The following is a 19,240-nucleotide window of genomic DNA, read 5'->3' as shown; positions in this document are numbered from 1 at the left end:
GACGCGGCTGCGCCCCCCGGAGATTATCGCGATTTACTTGATGCCGGCGGCGACCATGCAGTCCAGCACCAGGGTCAGCACCACGAACACGGCGGCCACCCACTTGGTGCAGCGGGCCAGCTTGGCGTCCATGCTCTTGGCCTTGGAGCGGCTCATATAGGAATCGGCGATGCCGCCGATGGCCCCGGACAAGCCCTGGCTCTTGCCGGACTGGAACAGGACGATGAGGATCAGGGCCAGCGCCACCAGCAGCTGGACCACGGTGATAACAATCAAGACAGCGTTCATAACGGAACTCCCTCCAAAATTTCAGCCCTCTGGGGGCACTTTTCTCATAGTACGCATTATACTACCACAATCCCGCCGGGATTTCAAGAGGAAAACCGCGATTTTTTCCGTCCCGCTCTGCACGATTCCCGAAAAGCACCTGTGGCGATGGGACGGCGGTGCCTTATTCCGCCGCGGCGCAGAGGGCGGCAAAGTAGCGATAGAAGGGCAGAAGGGTCTTCAGGTCCTCCGTGACCCGGGAGGCGAAGTCCGGGGAATAGAGGCTCTCGTCCAGGGGGACCTCGTGGGACAGGGTCAGGGACTTCTTCTGATACCAGGGGCGCAGCAGGTCGCTGACCTGGCCTCTGCTGCGGACATAGTCCGGTCCCGTCAGCTGAAAGACCTGCTGGCGGTCAAATTGGCGCACCAGCTTCTCCAGGGTCTTGGGGTCCCGGTCGATCTGCTGGCGATAGCGGGTCATGGTGGCGGCGGAAGCGGCCCAGAAGCCCATGCCATAGCTGTAATAGTCCGGGGCGATCTCAAAATAGAAGGTAGGGCGGCCGGTCCAGTCCTGGTCCCCGGTGCGGACGCAGAACCACAGATGGTCCTTGTAGGGTCCCTGACCGTGGAGCCGCCGGGCGTCCCGGTAAATGCGGCTGACCTTCAGGATCAGCGGCTCCTGGGGCAGGGCCGCCGACAGCCCCTCGTACACCGCCTGGCCCAGCTCCCGGGTGGGGGCCAGCAGGTGCTGCTGATAGTCGTCCTTGTGGGCCAGGAACCAGCCGCGCTCATTGTTGAAGCGGATGCCCCACATAAAATCCACGGTTTCCTGGCTGTATCCCTGAAACATACGGTATTCTCCTTTGCGTTGGGTTTGGGTACAGTGTAAACCCTGGGGCGATATTTTGCAAGTTGCAATCCAAAATGCCGCGTGCTATACTAACGCAGAACGCAGAAACCGCCACTCTGCCAAGTGACGGTTTCTTTTTTAGAAGCTTAATTCACTTACAGGGCTGACCGCTTGTCGCAGCGCCCTTTCACGTCTATTATATCAGATTCTCCGCCTGTGTCAACGGGAAGCGGAGAAGATTTTACCGAGGAGAACACCATGCTGGATATCTTTTTGTACGCCGGGCGAGCCATTATGCCATTGCTGCTGATGATGGCGCTGGGCTGCGGCCTGCGGCGGGCGGGCCGGTGGAGCGACGATTTTTATCGCCAGCTCAACGGCTTCTGCTTTCATGTGCTGCTGCCGGTGCAGCTGTTTTTAAACGTATACGCCATCGAGGATCTGTCGGTGCTGAACTGGCGGCTGCTGGGCTTCATCGTGGCGTGCATCCTGGGGGCTGCGGGCCTGGGTGTGGCGGCGGCCCCGCTGTTTGCCCGGGACCGGGGCCAGCGGGCGGTCATCGCCCAGGCCACCTTCCGGGCCAACCAGGTAATCATGGGCATCCCCCTGGCCAGCGCCCTGGGCGGGGAGGAGGCGCTGATCTTCGCGTCCCTGGTGACCTCGGTGTGCGTGCCGGTGTTCAACGTGCTGGCGGTGCTGGTGCTGACGGCCTACAGCGAGGAAAAAAACCTGTCCTGGCGGGATGAGGTGCGGCGCATTTTCCAGAACCCTCTGATCCTGGGCGCTCTGGCGGGCTTTGCGGCGGTGCTGCTGCGGCAGCTGGCGCCGTCGGTGTTCGACCTGCCGCAGACCCTGCCCTCCGTCTATAAGGTGTGCGGCGACCTGTCCCGGGCGGCCTCGCCGCTGGTACTGGTGATCCTGGGGGCCCGGCTGCGGTTCGACGCGGTGCAGGGCCTGTGGAAAAAGATCACGGCGGCGGTGGCCATGCGCCTGGTGGTGGTGCCGGGGATCGTGCTGACCCTGGCGGTGCTGCTGCGGGATCCGCTGGGCATCACGGCGGAGGAAATGCCCACGGTGGTGGCCATTTTCTGCTCGCCGGTGGCGGTGACCAGCGCGGTGATGGTCCAGGAGATGGGCGGAGACGAGCAGCTGGCCCAGCAGGTGGTGGCCTGGAGCTCGGCGCTGTCCATGGTCACCATCTTCTGTTTCGCCGCAGGCCTGCGGGCCATGGGCGTGATGTGAGGACGGAACTCTTTTTCTCCCGCCGGCATAGAATGGGGGAGAAGGAGGGGATCACATGGACCAGACGGACCGGAATGCCCTGGATTACGAAAGCTGCCGCCGGGTATGGCGGCGGGTGTCGCCGGAGCTGGACCCGTATCCGGAGGAGAAGGAGGCGACGGACTGCCCGGCGGCCCCGGCCCCGGATCTGAAGGGTCTGCAGGAGATGATCGAAGGGGAGCTGGGGGACCGGCGGGCCTATCTGGAGGCCGCCCGGCGGGCGCCCAATCCCGCCGCCCGGCGGATGATGCAGCGGATGGCCGAACGGGAGGGAGCACACGCCCGGCGGCTGCTGGCGGTGTATTACCTGGCCTGCGGCCAGTGCTATCGCCCGGCGCTGGCGTCGGGGCCGGGGGAGACGCTGCCCTGGCGGCAGCTGCTGCGGCAGCGGTATCATCAGGAGGTCTGCGCCGCCCGGCAATACGATCAGGCCGCCCGAAGCGTGGGGGACCCGTGCCTGGCGGGGCTGTTCCGGGAGCTGAGCCGGGAGGAGGACTGCCACGCCCGGCAGCTGTTAGGCCTGCTGGAGCAGAATATTCTTGCATTTTAAGGGAAACACTGCTACAATTCAGGCAAATCATCCCGATACAAAGGAGTATGTGCGCGCATGAGAGAATGCATCACCCGGGAGACGGCGCTGGCGGCGCTGCGGAAGTATAATCAAGAGCCTTTCCACCTTCAGCATGCCCTGACGGTGGAGGGAGTCATGCGCTGGTATGCCCAGGAGCTGGGCTATGGCCAGGAGGCGGACTTCTGGGCCACGGTGGGCCTGCTGCACGACATCGACTTTGAGCAGTGGCCGGAACAGCACTGCCAGAAGGCGCCGGAGCTTCTGCGGGAAGCGGGCTGCGGTGACGACCTGATCCACGCCGTGTGCAGCCATGGCTATGGCATCTGCTGCGATGTGGAGCCCACCCATCTGATGGAGAAGGTCCTGTTCGCCGCCGACGAGCTGACCGGCCTCATCGGGGCCACGGCTCTGATGCGTCCCAGCAGGAGCTGCCAGGACATGGAGGTCAAGAGCCTGAAAAAGAAGTACAAGGACAAGAAGTTCGCCGCCGGGTGCTCCCGGGACGTGATCCAGCAGGGGGCCGACCGCCTGGGCTGGACCCTGGAGGAACTGATGGAGAAAACCATCCTGGCCATGTGCAGCTGTGAGGACGCCGTCAACGCCGCCATGGAAAATCTGTAACATTGATCCAAAAGCCGCCCGGCAGCCGCCGGGCGGCTTGCCATAACGGGCCCTTTTCGCCGGTTCTCCGGGGGTGCGTCTGCGCCCTCGGTTTTTGCTGCAAAACTTGTCAAAAAGGTTTCAAATGTATGGAATATTTGGCGGATATTTTTGATTTTTTTGTTCCGGATGTTCAAAAGTCACGAAAAGTTCCCTGGAATCTTGTGCACCATTTTGCACAAAAATGGGAGACATGAACCGGGCCCATTTGGTATAATATAAACGGAACAAAAAGACCGCCCCCTGGGGGCGGATATAGAAAGGGAACAAATTATGGCTATCAAGATCGGTATCAATGGTTTCGGCCGCATCGGCCGCGTGGTCCTGCGCATTCTGGCGGAGCAGCCCGATAAGTATGAGGTCTGCGGCATCAACCTGCGGAAAGCAGACGTGGATTATATGGTCTATCTGCTGAAATACGACTCCGTGTTCCGCCGCTTCAACGGCACCGTGGAGCATGAGGGCGGCGACCTGGTGGTCAACGGCCACAAGATCCGGGTGTTCAGCCAGTCCGATGCCGCCATGATCCCCTGGAGTGAGTGCGGCGCGGAGTACATCATCGAGTCCACCGGCGCCAACAACACCACGGAGAAGGCCTCCCGCCACTTCAAGGGCGGCGCCAAGAAGGTTCTGCTGACCGCTCCCGCCAAGGACGAGGTCACTCCCACCTTTGTATACGGCGTCAACAGCGAGCTGTATCAGCCGGACATGATGGTCGTCTCCAACGCCAGCTGCACCACCAACTGCCTGGCCCCTCTGGCCAAGGTCATCCACCAGGAGTTCGGCATCGAGCAGAGCCTGATGTCCACCATCCACGCCTCCACTGCCAAGCAGAAGGCCGTGGACTCCCGGGGCGGCAGCGACTGGCGCACCGGCCGCTCCATCCTCAACAACATCATCCCCACCTCCACCGGCGCGGCCAAGGCCGTGGGCCGGGTGATCCCCAGCCTGAAGGGCAAGATGACCGGCATGGCCTTCCGTGTGCCCACCGCCGACGTGTCCGTGGTGGACCTGACCGCCCGGCTGTCCCGGACCACCACCTATGCCGAGATCTGCTATGCCGTCCGCCATGCCTCCGAGACGTATATGAAGGACATCATCGGCTACACCACCGACCAGGTGGTGTCCACGGACCTGATCGCCGATCCCTGCCCCTGCGTGTTCGATGAGAAGGCCGGTATCATGCTGGACCACGACTTCGTGAAGCTCATCGCCTGGTACGACAACGAGTTCGGCTACAGCAACATGGTGGTGCGTATGCTGCAGCATATGTACGACGTGGATCAGGCCGCCCTGAATCAGTAAATCGTTTTTCCAGAAAAAAGCAGCAGAGCGAAGGCTCTGCTGCTTTTTGGATAGTCTGAAAAAATATTCCGGAACCTGACCGGTTCCGGAATATTTTTTCAGAAGTCCATGGCCAGGCGCTGGGCCCGGTCATTGTCCAGCAGCTCCATCCGGCCGCCGGACACCTGATACACCCGGCGGCACAGGGAGATCACCGTGGGCCGGTGGGTGGTGACGATGCAGGTCTTGTGGGGGTAGCGGGCGGCCAGGTTCCGCAGGATGGTCCGCTCGGTGGTCACATCCAGGGCGCTGGTGGCCTCGTCCAGCAGCAGCACCGGCGCGTCCCGCAGCAGGGCCCGGGCAATGGCGATGCGCTGGGCCTGCCCCTCGGACAGGCCGTGGCCATGCTCCCCCACGGAGGCGTTCAGCCCCCCGTCCATGGCGGAGACGAAATCCCAGGCGCAGGCGGCCTCCAGGGCCTCCCGCAGCTGCCGGTCGTCGGCGTCGGGCTTCACCATCCGCAGATTGTCGGCAATGGTGCCGGAGAGCAGGGTGTTCCCCTGGGGTACATAGGAGAAATACCGCCGCAGTCCGGCGTTCATCTCCACCTGCCGCCCATCGGCGGCCTGCAGATATGCCCGGCCCTCCTGGGGCCGGACCAGCCCCAGCAGCAGGCGGATCGTGGTGGTTTTGCCGCCGCCGGAGGGACCCACCAGGGCCACGGTCTCCCCGGGCGCGGCCCGGAAGTCCGCCCGGGTCAGCACCAGCTGCCGGGGCGCATAGCCATAGCTGACGCCCTCCGCCGCCACGGTAAAGCCCCGGGATGCCTGCCGGTCCAGGCCGTCGTCCGGCAGCACCGGCTCCGGCTCCAGGGCGAACAGGTCCCGGATGCGCCGGGCGGACACCGATGCGCTGAGGAAGGACGGCACCGTCCGCACCAGGGCGTTGAAGGCGGAGCTGAGCTTTGTACCCTGGGACAGGAACAGAGTCATGGTGCCGTACAGGATCTTCCCCGACCACAGCAGATACAGGCAGTAGCCGAAGGCCGCCATCTGCACAGCGGAGCCCAGCACGGACATGAGAATTTCCGTGCGGATGCTGAACAGGTTGTAATCCAGGCTGGCCCGGCGGAACTCCTCCTGCCGCTGCCGCAGTCCGGCGCCGTAGCGGCCGGTGATGCCGAAGCCCTTGATGGCGTCCAGGTTGTGCAGCGTCTCCGTCTCATAGGACATCAGGCGGCTTCCCACCTGGCGCACCTCCTGCTGGTGGGTGCGCATGCCCCGGATCAGGCGGCGGGAGGTCAGCAGCAGGAAGGGAGCGCTGGCCAGGGCCAGCAGGGCCATGATCCAGTCATAGTGCAGGATCACCGCCAGGGTGGCGATGAAGGTATAAACGCTTACCACCAGGTCCGGCAGCCACCGGATGGCGCTGGAGGACACGGCTCCGGCGTCGGTGGACAGGCGGCTGAGCAGGTCGCCGCTGGCGAAATCGTTCAGGGACTTCCAGTCGGCTCCCAGCAGCCGGTCGAACACCTCCGCCTGGATGTCGTTGTTCACCCGCAGGGAGATTTTCGTGGAAATGCGGGAGGTGACGCTGCTGAGCAGCAGCCCCACCAGGGCCGAGGCCACCATCACCGTGATGACGAACCACAGCCGGTCGCTGTCATAGCCGGTGATGATGTCGATGGAGTATTTGCTGGCCACGGCGGACACCAGGCCCAGCGTGGAGCTGGCTACCCCCAGGATGGTGTAGAACCACACCGCCCGGCGATAACGCTTTGTATAGCCCCAGATCCACTTCCAGTCGGCCCATATCTCGGAAAATGTGCCGTCCCGCCAGCTGCGCAGCAGCGTCCCCAGGGACTCCGAGCCCATGGGCTGCCGTTCCTCCTGCATATGTCCACCTCCCGCCAAAAAACTTAATACTTTATTATATCATCGTCCGCGGGGGAAGTCAAACCAAGCGTCAGATTGGGCAAATCTGACAGGGCCTAAACGGCAGAATGACCGGATAACCGACACAGTGTCGGCGAATTGCGAATACTACTTGCAATATAAGCGGGGATGTGGTAAAATACTGAAAAGGAGGTACTGTCATGAAGCGAAGAACCGGAAAGAAGATCGGAAAAATCCTCCTGCTGGTGGCACTGTTGGCTATTGTGGGCGGAATTGTGTACGCCGTGCTGACCTGGCCGATATATCCCCAACCCCGGAAAAACGTGGATAGCTACGCGCAGCTGCGGCAGGATATGGAAAAGACGGGTGTGCTGGTCCCTCCGGAGAACGTCCTGCCATGGGTGGAAACATTCTACAGTCAAGAGCTGGATGGCCGGGACCGGCTGAGTAAGCCTATGGCTTTTCTGATGTCGGGGACCGTGGAATACGGCGGTGCGTCATACTGGACGGAGCTCTACGGGTCTCGGGAATGGAACTACGACCGGAGCATGGAGGTCCCGCTGCGGGAGAATTATCGGATGACGCCCATTTACCGGGACGCATCGGACAATTCGATGCTGTATTTCTTGTGCATTGACGGCCATATATACACCGTCCAGGTGTACGCCGACGGGAAGATGCCCCAGGATGCCGTGGACTATTTCGACGGTCTCCTGCTGGAGGCGTGCCACACGGTGGTGGATCTGTATCAGTAACGGGAAAGGAGACGTGCCATGAAGCGAGGAACCGGGAAGAAAATTATTCTGCTGATGGTGCTGCTGGCCATGGTGGGCGGGATCGTGTATACCGTGCTGACCTGGCCGATATATCCCCAACCCCGGAAAAACGTGGATAGCTACGCGCAGCTGCGGCAGGATATGGAAAAGACGGGTGTGCTGGTCCCTCCGGAGAACGTCCTGCCATGGGTGGAAACGTTCTACAGTCAGGAGCTGGATGGCCGGGACCGGCTGAGTAAGCCCAAGGCTTTTCTGATGTCGGGGACCGTGGAATACGGCGGTGCGTCATACAGGGCGGAGATCTTCGAGTCTCAGAAATGGAGCTTCGAGTGGCGCGCGGAGATCTCGCTGCGGGAAAACTATCGGATGACGCCCATTTACCGGGACGCGTGGGACGATTCGGTGCTGTATTTCTTGAGCATTGACGGCCATATATACACCGTCACGGTGTACGCCGACGGGAAGATGTCCCAGGATGCCGTGGACTACTTCGACGGCCTCCTGCTGGAGGCGTGTCACACGGTGGTGGATTTGTATCAGTGATGAGAGAGATTGCTGTAATGAAACGTAAAAACGGGAAAAAGGTCCGGAAAATCGTCCTGTTGGTGATTCTGGCCGTTGTGGCAGGAGTCGTCCTATACGACCTGGTGTTTTGCTGGCCGGTGCACCCGTCCTTGCAGAAGCCGGCGGAGAGCTATGAGCAGCTGAGCCAGACGGCGAAAAAGCTGGGGGTCCTGGCTCCGCCGGAGGATATCCTGCCCTGGAAGCAGGAGGAGTACAGCATCTATCTGTCCAGCATCAGGCGCTTCGCCCGGCCCACCGGCTGGGATATGGCCGGGAAAGTTATCTATGACGGGACCACATACCCGGTGTACATCCTGGCGTTACGAAATACGGAGAAGCACGAGGAATATCCGACGCTGCGGGAGAATTACAAGCATGTGCCCATTTACCGGGAGTGCAGTGAGGATGGGCTGCGGCTGTTTTTTGTGATCGACGGCCACAGCTATACCTACAGCATGGGGATGATGGCCCCGCCGGAGGAGACGATTCCCCAGGATGCCGTGGACTACTTCGACGGCCTCCTGCTGGCCGCCTGCCGCGAAATTATCGACCTGTATTCGTAACGGGAAAGGAGTCCTGCCATGAAAAAAGCTGCAAAAATCGTCCTGCTGGTGGTGCTGCTGGCCATGGTGGGCGGGATCGTGTATACTGTGCTGACCTGGCCGATATATCCCCAACCCAAGAAAAACGTGGATAGCTACGCGCAGCTGCGGGAGGACCTGGCGCAGACCGAGCTGCTGGCGCCGCCGGAGGATATTCTGCCCTGGCACGATGTGACCTATGGGGAGGAGCTGGACGGACGCGGCAGAACCAGCAAGGCCCGAGGCTTCCTGATCAGCGGCCATGTGTCCCGGGGCGATGCGTCCTGCTTTGTGGAGCTGGTGGGCCTGGAGGACCACTCCTCTGTTTCCGGGGAAATACCGCTGCTGGAAAATTACCGGACGGTACCCATTTGCCGGTCCACGGGAGAGCAGGCGATGCTGTACATATTCAATATCCGGGGCAATGAATACTCCGCGCGGGTGTATCTCCCAGAGGATGCGTCCCAGGACGTGACCGACTATTTCGACGGTCTGCTGCTGGCCGCCTGCCACGACATCATTGACCTGTATTCGTAACGGGAAAGGAGTCCTGCCATGAAAAAAGCTGCAAAAATCGTCCTGCTGGTGGTGCTGCTGGCCATGGTGGGCGTGATCGTGTACGCCGTTATGGTCTGGCCGGTGAATCCCACCCGGATGAAACCGGCGAAAAGCTATGAGCAGCTGCGGGACACGGTGGAAAAGAAAACGGATATCCGGGTTCCCGGGGAAAAACTGCTGCCGTGGACGGTGACGGAGCGTCAGCTCCGGATGGACGGCCCCTCCCGGCTGGCCAAGGTCAGCGGCTTTGCCATATCCGGCACCATGGAGCGCGGCGGCGTTGCCTTCAACGCAGAGGTCTCCGTGGGAGTCACCGGCGTTGTGGGGGATCTGCCGTCCCCGTGGGACGTGTACCGCTATGTGCCGGTGTACCTGTTCCGGAACCAGGGGTTCTATATGGCGCAGCTGTGTATCGACGGCAGCGAGTACATCATCCAACTGTACTATCCGGAGAATGTGACCCTGCCGGAGGAGGACGCGGCGTATGTGGAGGATGCGCTGCGGACGGCGTGCCACGTTATCATCGACCTGAACGAAGCCTGAAAAATGCGCCCCGGCGGGGCGCATTTTTTGCGAAAGTGTTGCATATAACACAGAATTTTTGCTGGAAAGAGGCTATAATAGAACGGATAAAATAGGGAAAGAGGGGTTTTCTGATGTTCTGCACAAGAAAGGTCAATGACGATTACACCTGGGTGGGGGCCGACGGCCGCCGCCTGGCTATGTTCGAGGGCGTCTATGACGTGCCCCGGGGCATCTCCTTCAACAGCTATCTGCTGATGGACGGGAAAACGGTGCTGTTCGACACCGCCGACGTCTCCGTGTGCCGCAGCTTTCTGGAAAACGTGGCCCACGGGCTGGGAGGCCGGGCTTTGGACTATCTGGTGGTGCAGCATATGGAGCCGGACCACGCCGCCGACATCCGGGACCTGCTGGCCCGGCACCCGGAGACCACCGTGGTGTGCTCCGCCGCCGCCAGGAATATGCTGGCCCAGTTCTTCGGCCCCGGGTACGAGGGCCGCGTCAGCGTGGTGAAGGAGGGGGACACCCTCTGCACCGGGCGGCACACCCTGCATTTTGTGGCCGCGCCTATGGTCCACTGGCCGGAGGTGCTGATGACCTATGACGAGACGGACAAGCTCCTGCTGACGGCGGACGCCTTCGGCACCTTCGGGGCCCTGAACGGCGCGCTGTTCGCCGACGAGGTGAACTTCCACCGGGACTATCTGGACGAGGCCCGGCGGTATTACACCAACATCGTGGGCAAATACGGGACCCAGGTCCAGGCGGTGCTGAAAAAGGCCGCCGGGCTGGACATTCAGATGCTGCTGCCCCTCCACGGCTTCGTGTGGCGGCAGGACCTGGGGTACATCCTGGGCAAATACGACCTGTGGAGCCGGTATGAGCCGGAGCAACGGGGCGTGGTCATCGCCTATGCCTCCGTCTACGGCGGCACGGAGAACGCCGCCAACATCCTGGCCTGCCGCCTGCGGGAGCAGGGGGTGCAGGTGGAGATGTTCGACACCTCCGTCACCCCGGCGTCCTATATCCTGGCGGCGGCCTTCCGCTTCAGCCATGTGGTGCTGGCGGCTCCCACCTATAACGGCGGCGTGTTCGTCACCATGGAGAACCTGCTGCACGACCTGACGGCCCACGGCCTCAAGGGCCGCCGGGCGGCGTATATCGAAAACGGCTCCTGGGCCCCCACCAGCGCCCGGGGGATGCAGAAGCTGCTGGAGCCCCTGAACTGGGAGACGGCGGCGGACACCGTGACCCTCCGCTCCGCCCTGCGCCAGGGGCAGCAGGAGGACCTGGAGCGCATGGCCGCGCAGCTGGCCGAAAGCGTGAAGGCGTAATATATTGTCGAAAATCAGCAACATCTGATGCAAAAAACGGACACACCGCCTCGTGGAGATGGTGTGTCCGTTCCATTTATGCGTTGTCCTCTATGCCCTCAGGCGCAGCTCGGTTCTGCTGTTCGCGGATGGCAGCCTGTGTCGCAGGCGGTGCGGCTGTAAGCGCTGCCAAGGGGAACACAACGACAACCACTTACGACTCCAAAGGCCGGGTGACGAAAAAAGTCTTTGCAAATAAGGGAAGTCTCTTGTATACTTATTCAGAGGGAGTTCCCTATGTATGATTTTGTTGAAATGCAGGAAGAGTTATGTAGATCGTATTTGACTTTATCGCCGGAGATATCCCCTTCGATGAATTTTGGGACGCCTACTGTTAATAAGATTTGGAGTCCCGGAAAGAAAATTGCTGCATTGTTATTCTAAGAGGTAAATCATGTTTTTTGCAAAGGCAACCTATGCTGAATTGCGGCAGGGATATACAAAACGGAATGGCTTCATCTTTACGGCGCTGACTGATCCGGCCAATGTGCATGACGCGATTGTCGTTCATGTTCTGCAAAGCGCAGGCTGTATAACGCCGCAGCTTCCGCATTCTTCCAGAAGTTTTGCGGAACATCTGGCACTAATACAGTCAGAGGGGCTTGAAAAGGCAATCGTCATTTCGGACGAGATCGGTTGGCTGTCTCAATGCCCGTCGCTTCAGTTCTTGTGGGTCATTCCATCAGACTCTGCGGCAGACGGATTCGATTTTTCGCCGTTGTATTATATGCCATGCGTTAAATGGCTTCGCTGTCAAACGGCCTATGGTATAGCAGGAAAACTGCACGGTGAAATAGATTACGGGAAGGTCCCTGGTCTGCGGTGCCTGTATGTATCACATACGAAGTACGAGTATGGTTTCGCCAATGCGCTGGACTTACAATCCCTTAATCTCTGCGCATATCAAGGAAATGACCTTGCGGATGTTATCGGGGGAGAAAGCTTAGACTGGCTATCGCTGACGCAGGGCAAAATTCACTCGCTAAATGGCTTGCATAAGGCAAAATCCTTGAAGTCGCTTTCCTTGTGTTATCAGCGAAATCTGACGGATATCTCCGCCCTGGTAAACGTAAAGAGTACCTTATTCCAGCTGTGCCTTGATCACTGCTCTCATATCACGGATTTTTCTGCTCTGTCCGCTTTATCGGCGCTGGAATATCTGGAGTTACAAGGAAATAGCATCTTGCCAAACCTATCTTTTCTTTGCAATATGCCAAATCTGAAGGTTTTTAATTTGGGCATGGATGTTTCCGATGGAGACCTGAGTCTATGTATGAACGTCCCTTATGTGACCTGCAAAAACCGTCGCCATTTCAATCTGCGGGACGCAGAGCTGCCAAAACAGCTTTGCTCTGTGCAGGATGACCACGGAGTCGAGCTGTGGCGGCGATGCTGATTGTTTGGCTTTTCGGCCCCAAAGGGCTGCGGACATCATAAAAGAAAGTCCCAGCAATAGCCAGCAAATAAGCGGATTATTAGGAGGTACTATGCAGATCGTATTTGACTTTATCGCCGGAGATATCCCTTTTGATGAATTTTGGGACGCCTACTGTGCGGACCCCAAAATCGGAGAGTGGCTGGACAGTATTGCTGATTTCAGCCATGAGCCACCTCCGGTTATTGCTAAGGATAGATTACTCTATGCTTTATACCGGACAATAGCTTTAGTATATGATGGACACGTACTGAGAATGCTGGTGGAAAGTCCCTATCCGCCCAAAGACTCGTACACAACGATCGTTCGCAGGCAATGCGGCATATATAATTTAATGCTTACAGCGATTTTGACGAGATACCCCGATGCTAAAAGGACAAAGCGCTACAAGGATGATGACGATTATTACTTCAAGGCACTTGGAAGGTCTATTGGTGGTGCAGAAGTAATGTCCTATGCGGCAGAGGTTTTGGACAAATTCCCCAGGACGATGAAAAAGGCCGACCGTGCGGCAGCCGGTAAAGAAGCCTTATGGAAAGCCTTTCACATCAAGGATAGGAAATTTCCTCGCTGGGCGCAGGAGGCTGATTGGCCTATGGGCAAGAATTCTCCCATGGAGTATCTCGGTCAGCGCCGAGACGGAGAACTGGTAGAGCTGCGCTTCCGGGATGTAGACACCGGTGAAGAACGCACCGTGGAGCAGTATTATTAAGGCACGTGTATGAAAAATAAGAAGCCATTAGGATTAAATGTGAAAGCTGCACTTGCTGTGGCTGCTGTCAGCCTCCTGTGCCTGCCTGCTTGGCGCGATATTCGGATTTATTTTGAGTATCAGAATGGCAGCACAAAAACTGTGACATCAGAGTGCATATCCATTTCCGTTGACCGCACAAACGAACCAAGACGTTATTCGTTTTTTACAATTTATAGCTTCCACTTAAAATGTGGGACAACAGTTGCTGTTTATAAGGACACAGCGGATCAATTGCTTCCCTCAGACAAAGTACCTGAGCAAATGCAAGCATTGGAACAGCAATTTATAACCGGACGGCCTATCACTGTAACCTATGTTGCTGGAATGCCCCTGGTGTAGCGCTTCTATTCCTTGCTGTGCCGCTAATCCCTTACATGTGCAGAAAGTGGAGGCATAGGAAAAATCGGATTCGCAAAAAAAGAAAAAAGCGAAACAGCCAACAGCGGCATGAACAAAATAAGCAGCCGTAGTGCAGGGGACAGAACAATGCGCTAACAATCAAGAGGTTCATATATAAGGGCTGGACGGATGCGGCGCACCTCCGGGCGGGGGATATTCTCGTCCTGGTCAACGGTGAGTATGTCGTCGTCGAAAAGATCCAACACGAGCTGCCGATTCATAAATTATATTTCGGAAACCGGCTCATGATGTGATACACGGAACTCTGTGAATGCCCACTGCTTTCTTGCGAAAACAGGAGCTTTGACGAGTGCCCTGATCCAAAATAGGTAAAAAAAACGGACACACCGCCTCGTGGAGACGGTGTGTCCGTTTCATTTATGCGTTGTCCTCTATGCCCTCAGGCGCAGCTCAGTTCTGCTGTTCCTTGATGGCAGCCTGTGCGGCGGCCAGACGGGCGATGGGCACGCGGAAGGGGGAGCAGGACACATAGTCCAGGCCCACCTTGTGGCAGAACTCCACGCTGCTGGGATCGCCGCCGTGCTCGCCGCAGATGCCCAGGTGCAGGTCGGGACGGGTCTCGCGGCCCATCTTGGCAGCCATCTTCACCAGCTTGCCAACGCCCACCTGGTCCAGCTTGGCAAAGGGATCGTTCTCATAGATCTTCTTGTCATAGTAAGCGCCCAGGAACTTACCGGCGTCGTCGCGGCTGAAGCCGAAGGTCATCTGGGTCAGGTCGTTGGTACCGAAGGAGAAGAACTCGGCCTCGGTGGCGATCTCGTCGGCGGTCAGGGCCGCGCGGGGGATCTCGATCATGGTGCCCACCAGGTACTTCATCTCCACACCGGCGGCGGCCAGCTCCTCGTCAGCGGTCTTGACCACGACGTTCTTGACATACTTCAGCTCCTTCACCTCGCCCACCAGGGGGATCATGATCTCGGGAACCATGTTCCACTCGGGGTGACGCTTCTGCACGTTGATGGCGGCCCGGATCACGGCACGGGTCTGCATCACGGCGATCTCGGGGAAGGTCACGGCCAGACGGCAGCCGCGGTGGCCCATCATGGGGTTAAACTCATGCAGGGAGGCGATGATGGCCTTGATCTCGGCCACGGTCTTGCCCATATCCTTGGCCAGCAGCTCGATGTCGGCCTCCTCGGTGGGAACGAACTCGTGCAGAGGGGGATCCAGGAAGCGGATGGTCACGGGGCAGCCCTCCATGGCCTCATAGATGCCCTCGAAGTCGCCCTGCTGCATGGGCAGCAGCTTGGCCAGGGCCTTCTCGCGCTGCTCCACGGTGTCGGAGCAGATCATCTCGCGGATGGCGGCGATGCGGTCGCCCTCGAAGAACATGTGCTCGGTGCGGCACAGGCCGATGCCCTGAGCGCCCAGCTCACGGGCCTTGGCGGCGTCGTGGGGGGTGTCGGCATTGGTGCGGACCTGCAGCCGACGATACTTATCGGCCCAGGCCATGATGCGGCCGAAGTCGCCGCCCACGCTGGCGTCCACGGTGGGCATAGCGCCGTCGTAGATGGAGCCGGTGGAGCCGTCCAGGCTCAGCCAGTCGCCCTCGTGATAGGTCTTACCAGCCAGGGTGAACTGCTTGTTCTCCTCGTCCATGACGATGGCGCCGCAGCCGGAGACGCAGCACTTGCCCATGCCGCGGGCCACAACGGCGGCGTGAGAGGTCATGCCGCCGCGAACGGTCAGAATGCCCTGAGCGGCCTTCATGCCCTCGATATCCTCGGGAGAGGTCTCCAGACGGACCAGGACCACCTTCTCGCCCCGGGCAGCCCATTCCTTGGCGTCCTCGGCGGAGTAGACGATCTTGCCGCAGGCGGCGCCGGGAGAGGCGGGCAGAGCCTTGCCCACAGGGGCGGCGGCCTTCAGAGCGGCGGGGTCAAACTGGGGATGCAGCAGCGTATCCAGGTTCCGGGGGTCGATCATGGCAACAGCCTGCTGCTCGGAGATCATGCCCTCGTCCACCAGGTCGCAGGCGATCTTCAGGGCGGCGGGAGCGGTGCGCTTGCCGTTGCGGGTCTGCAGCATATACAGCTGGCCGTGCTCCACGGTGAACTCCATATCCTGCATATCGCGATAGTGATCCTCCAGGGTCTTGCACACGTCCACGAACTGGGCATAGGCCTCGGGGAACTTCTCGGCCATCTGGTCAATGGGCATGGGGGTGCGCACGCCGGCCACCACGTCCTCGCCCTGGGCGTTGGTCAGGAACTCGCCCATGAGCTTCTTCTCGCCGGTGGCGGGGTTGCGGGTGAAGGCCACGCCGGTGCCGCAGTCGTCGCCCATGTTGCCGAAGGCCATGGACTGCACGTTGACGGCGGTGCCCCAGGAATAGGGGATGTCGTTGTCACGGCGATACACGTTGGCGCGGGGGTTGTCCCAGCTGCGGAACACGGCCTTGATGGCGCCGATGAGCTGCTCCTTGGGGTCAGAGGGGAAGTCCTCGCCGATCTTGGACTTGTACTCGGCCTTGAACTGACCGGCCAGCTCCTTCAGATCCTCGGCGGTGAGCTCCACGTCCTGGGTGACGCCCTTCTTCTCCTTCATCTCGTCGATGAGCTGCTCGAAATACTTCTTGCCCACCTCCATGACCACGTCGGAGTACATCTGGATGAAGCGGCGGTAGCAGTCCCAGGCCCAGCGGGAGTTGTTGGACTTCTTGGCAATAACGTCCACCACGTCCTCATTCAGGCCCAGGTTCAGGATGGTGTCCATCATGCCGGGCATGGAGGCCCGGGCGCCGGAGCGGACGGAGACCAGCAGGGGATTCTCGTGATCGCCGAACTTCTTACCGGTGATCTTCTCCATCTTCTCGATGTATTCCATGATCTCGGCCATGATGGCGTCGTTGATCTGGCGGCCATCCTCATAATACTGGGTGCAGGCCTCGGTGGTGATGGTGAAGCCCTGGGGGACGGGCAGGCCGATGTTGGTCATCTCGGCCAGATTGGCGCCCTTACCGCCCAGCAGCTCGCGCATTTTGGCGTTGCCCTCGGTAAAGAGATAGCAATACTTCTTACTCATTTAGTTCCCTCCGTATATAAAATATAGTTACGAACATCTCATTATAGGCACATCCCCCGCCAAAAGCAAGAGGATTTTCACAAAAAGGAATCTTTTTGCCATTATGGCCGAAAATTACCGGGAATATTCTCCCGACAGGAAACTATTTTTTGCGGAAAAGCCGCGCCTGTGCCTTGCGGAGGAACCCGGGGGTGTGCTATACTTATAGAATCGGTTCGTATGACCATCACAGCAGCCATGGAAGGGAGGGCGGACCATGGGGCAGCTTCTGCCGGAAAACAGCACATTGGCCCGCCGCCTGCGCCGGGCCGCCGCAGGCGGAGCCCTGCCCCATGCCATCATTTTCTCCGGCAGCGGGGACCGCATGGCCGCCGCCCGCTTCGCCGCCGCCGCCATGGAGTGCCAGGCGGAGGGGGGGCGGCCCTGCCTGCAATGCCGCCAGTGCCGCAAGGTGATGGAGGACATCCACCCGGACGTGCAGACGGTGCAGGACCCCGACCACCGGGAGCTGCCGGTGGACCTGCTGCGAAGCCTGCGGCAGGACGCCTATATCCGGCCCAACGACGGGGCCGCCAAGGTGTATATCTTCCCGGACTGCGACGCCCTGAACCAGCGGGACCAGAACGTGCTGCTGAAGCTGGTGGAGGAGGGTCCGCCCTATGCGGCCTTCCTGTTCTGCACGGAAACGGCGGCGACCCTGCTGCCCACCATCCGCTCCCGCTGCGTGGAGTGGAAGCTCCGGGGCGGGGACGAGGACGCCCGGGACGACACCGCCCGGGACCTGTGCCGGGCCTTTGCCAGCGGACAGCTGCTGCCGGTGAGCCAATACCTGGTGGGGCTGGAGAACAAGCGCCTGAAGCGGGAGCAGCTGCAGCAGCTGCTGGAGGCCGGATGGCGCGCCGCCGCCGAGGCCCTGCTGGCCGCCTATGGAAAACCGGACCCGGCGGATATCCCCGGGGCGGAGGAGCTGCGCCGGGGCCTTACCGTCCGGCAGCTCCGGGGCCTGACGGAGCTGATGAAGCGCTATTGCCTGGAGTGCCGCTATAACGTGGGCGTGGGCCATGTGCTGGGAGCCCTGTGCGCCGGGTGGGAAAAGCTGCTTTGACATACACGGAAAGGAATCGAAATATATGACAACTGTGATCAGTGTCCGCTTCCGCAGCGGATGCAAAACCTACTTCTTTGACCCCGGCGACGTGCAGGTGCAGACCGGGGACCACGTCATCGTGGAGACGGCCCAGGGCCTGGAATACGCCCAGTGTACCATGGGCAACCACCCGGTGGACGACTGCTGCGTCATCCAGCCCCTGCGGCCCATGGTCCGGGTGGCCACGGAGAACGACCGCCGCACAGCGGCCCACAATCGCGCCCGGGAAAAGGAAGCCTTCGACATCTGCCAGAAGAAGATCCTCCAGCACAAGCTGGAGATGAAGCTGGTGCGGGTGGAGTGCAGCTTCGAGGGGAACAAGATTCTGTTCTTCTTCACCGCCGACGGGCGGGTGGACTTTCGGGAGCTGGTGAAGGATCTGGCCTCCGTGTTCCGGGCCCGCATCGAGCTGCGGCAGATCGGCGTCCGGGACGAGGCCAAGATGCTGGGGGGACTGGGCATCTGCGGCCGGCCCTTCTGCTGCGCCCAGTTCCTGGACGACTTTGTGCCGGTGTCCATCAAAATGGCCAAGACCCAGAGCCTGTCCCTGAACCCCACCAAAATCTCCGGCACCTGCGGGCGGCTGATGTGCTGCCTGAAATACGAGCAGGACGCCTATGAGGACGCCCTGAAGCGCATGCCCAAAAACGACTCCTTTGTCCAGACCCCCGACGGCCTCGGCAACGTGTGCGAGGTGAACGTGCTCCGGGAGACCATGAAGGTCCGGCTGGACGAAAAGCCGGATTCCCCCCGGTGCTATCACAACTGCGAGGTGTGCGTCCTGCGCAACGGCAAAGGAAGCCGTGACGGCATCCAGGTGCCCCAGGAGCGGCCCGAGCGGTATGTGGAGGAGCGGCCCGAGGAGGAGGTCCCCATGCCTTTGGTCATCGCGGACTTTGACCCCGACGCCCCCGCCCGGGAGGAGCGTCCTCCCCGCCGCCGGAACGACCGCCGCAGAAAGGGCGGAAGCCGTCCCCAGCAGATCGGGGAAAAGGCCCCGGAAAAGACCGAAAAGCCCCGCCAGACGGAGAAAAAGCGCCCGGAGGCCACCAAGACTGAGGACAAGCCCCGCAGCCGCCGCCGCAAGTCTGGCGACCGGCCCCAGGAGGGCGGCAGCCGTCCCCAGGCGGCCAAGAATCCCCCCAAGCCCGCCGCCCCCAAGCCGCCCCAGAAGCCCGCAGGCGAGGCCCAGGAGGGAGCCCAGTCCCGCCGCCGTCCCCGGCACCGGGGCGGACGCCGCAGAAGCGGCGGCAACTCCCCGGCATCGGAGGGCTGAGC

General features: G+C 60.4%; 19 protein-coding genes. 15 read left to right on the top strand and 4 right to left on the bottom strand.

Annotated elements, in window-relative coordinates:
- Positions 1-33: 33 nt before the first annotated feature.
- The gene (secG, locus tag LKD37_RS02270) at positions 34-288 is read right to left on the bottom strand and encodes a preprotein translocase subunit SecG (RefSeq protein ID WP_302927761.1); all 255 of its coding nucleotides are present in this window, start codon (positions 286-288) and stop codon (positions 34-36) included.
- A 163-nt stretch (positions 289-451) separates the two neighbouring features.
- Positions 452-1,117 (bottom strand): DUF2461 domain-containing protein, encoded by a 666-nt coding sequence (locus tag LKD37_RS02265; RefSeq protein WP_302927760.1) that lies wholly within the window; start codon positions 1,115-1,117, stop codon positions 452-454.
- Between the two features lie 258 nt (positions 1,118-1,375).
- Here LKD37_RS02265 and LKD37_RS02260 point away from each other — a divergent pair, with 258 nt between their 5' ends.
- From LKD37_RS02260 to gap, 4 genes are all read left to right on the top strand, one after another.
- Positions 1,376-2,359 (top strand): AEC family transporter, encoded by a 984-nt coding sequence (locus LKD37_RS02260; protein ID WP_302927759.1) that lies wholly within the window; start codon positions 1,376-1,378, stop codon positions 2,357-2,359.
- Between the two features lie 55 nt (positions 2,360-2,414).
- Positions 2,415-2,948, top strand: coding sequence for a ferritin-like domain-containing protein (locus tag LKD37_RS02255; protein ID WP_302927758.1), 534 nt, complete (start codon positions 2,415-2,417; stop codon positions 2,946-2,948).
- A gap of 57 nt (positions 2,949-3,005) precedes the next feature.
- Positions 3,006-3,590 (top strand): hydrolase, encoded by a 585-nt coding sequence (locus tag LKD37_RS02250; protein ID WP_302927757.1) that lies wholly within the window; start codon positions 3,006-3,008, stop codon positions 3,588-3,590.
- Between the two features lie 312 nt (positions 3,591-3,902).
- Complete coding sequence (gap, locus tag LKD37_RS02245; protein ID WP_302927756.1) at positions 3,903-4,934, top strand: type I glyceraldehyde-3-phosphate dehydrogenase; 1,032 nt, start codon at positions 3,903-3,905, stop codon at positions 4,932-4,934.
- A 98-nt stretch (positions 4,935-5,032) separates the two neighbouring features.
- Here gap and LKD37_RS02240 read toward each other — a convergent pair whose 3' ends face one another.
- Positions 5,033-6,808 carry an ABC transporter ATP-binding protein gene (locus tag LKD37_RS02240; RefSeq protein ID WP_302927755.1) on the bottom strand — a complete coding sequence of 592 codons (1,776 nt, stop codon included), beginning with the start codon at positions 6,806-6,808 and terminating at the stop codon, positions 5,033-5,035.
- A 200-nt stretch (positions 6,809-7,008) separates the two neighbouring features.
- Here LKD37_RS02240 and LKD37_RS02235 point away from each other — a divergent pair, with 200 nt between their 5' ends.
- The 9 genes from LKD37_RS02235 (at position 7,009) to LKD37_RS02195 (ending at position 13,710) form a co-directional block, all read left to right on the top strand.
- Entirely contained in the window at positions 7,009-7,563 is a 555-nt protein-coding gene (locus LKD37_RS02235; protein WP_302927754.1) for a hypothetical protein, read from the top strand.
- Between the two features lie 18 nt (positions 7,564-7,581).
- Positions 7,582-8,127, top strand: coding sequence for a hypothetical protein (locus LKD37_RS02230; RefSeq protein ID WP_302927753.1), 546 nt, complete (start codon positions 7,582-7,584; stop codon positions 8,125-8,127).
- 17 nt (positions 8,128-8,144) lie between these two features.
- Entirely contained in the window at positions 8,145-8,711 is a 567-nt protein-coding gene (locus tag LKD37_RS02225; protein ID WP_302927752.1) for a hypothetical protein, read from the top strand.
- A gap of 18 nt (positions 8,712-8,729) precedes the next feature.
- On the top strand, positions 8,730-9,266 hold the full coding sequence (locus tag LKD37_RS02220) for a hypothetical protein (protein WP_302927751.1): 537 nt from the start codon (positions 8,730-8,732) through the stop codon (positions 9,264-9,266).
- Between the two features lie 18 nt (positions 9,267-9,284).
- On the top strand, positions 9,285-9,830 hold the full coding sequence (locus LKD37_RS02215) for a hypothetical protein (protein ID WP_302927750.1): 546 nt from the start codon (positions 9,285-9,287) through the stop codon (positions 9,828-9,830).
- A 113-nt stretch (positions 9,831-9,943) separates the two neighbouring features.
- Positions 9,944-11,143, top strand: a complete 1,200-nt coding sequence (locus LKD37_RS02210; protein ID WP_302927749.1) for an FprA family A-type flavoprotein — start codon at positions 9,944-9,946, stop codon at positions 11,141-11,143.
- Between the two features lie 433 nt (positions 11,144-11,576).
- Positions 11,577-12,578 (top strand): leucine-rich repeat domain-containing protein, encoded by a 1,002-nt coding sequence (locus tag LKD37_RS02205; protein ID WP_302927748.1) that lies wholly within the window; start codon positions 11,577-11,579, stop codon positions 12,576-12,578.
- Positions 12,579-12,669: 91 nt separating this feature from the next.
- Entirely contained in the window at positions 12,670-13,329 is a 660-nt protein-coding gene (locus LKD37_RS02200) for a hypothetical protein (RefSeq protein ID WP_302927747.1), read from the top strand.
- A gap of 9 nt (positions 13,330-13,338) precedes the next feature.
- Positions 13,339-13,710 carry a hypothetical protein gene (locus tag LKD37_RS02195; RefSeq protein WP_302927746.1) on the top strand — a complete coding sequence of 124 codons (372 nt, stop codon included), beginning with the start codon at positions 13,339-13,341 and terminating at the stop codon, positions 13,708-13,710.
- 471 nt (positions 13,711-14,181) lie between these two features.
- Here the strand turns inward: LKD37_RS02195 and ppdK are convergent, their stop codons facing one another.
- Entirely contained in the window at positions 14,182-16,815 is a 2,634-nt protein-coding gene (gene ppdK, locus LKD37_RS02190) for a pyruvate, phosphate dikinase (RefSeq protein ID WP_302927745.1), read from the bottom strand.
- Between the two features lie 256 nt (positions 16,816-17,071).
- On the opposite strand from ppdK, the gene LKD37_RS02185 reads away from it, so the two are divergent.
- Together LKD37_RS02185 and LKD37_RS02180 are read left to right on the top strand one after the other, a co-directional pair.
- Complete coding sequence (locus LKD37_RS02185) at positions 17,072-17,920, top strand: DNA polymerase III delta subunit-related protein (RefSeq protein ID WP_302927744.1); 849 nt, start codon at positions 17,072-17,074, stop codon at positions 17,918-17,920.
- A 25-nt stretch (positions 17,921-17,945) separates the two neighbouring features.
- Entirely contained in the window at positions 17,946-19,238 is a 1,293-nt protein-coding gene (locus LKD37_RS02180) for a PSP1 domain-containing protein (protein WP_302927743.1), read from the top strand.
- Positions 19,239-19,240: the final 2 nt, after the last annotated feature.

Source organism: Brotocaccenecus cirricatena (genome assembly GCF_020687045.1).
GTDB lineage: Bacteria > Bacillota > Clostridia > Oscillospirales > Oscillospiraceae > Vescimonas > Vescimonas cirricatena.
Note: the sequence above shows the minus strand (reverse complement) of the source record. Positions and strands in the feature narration are given on the sequence as shown.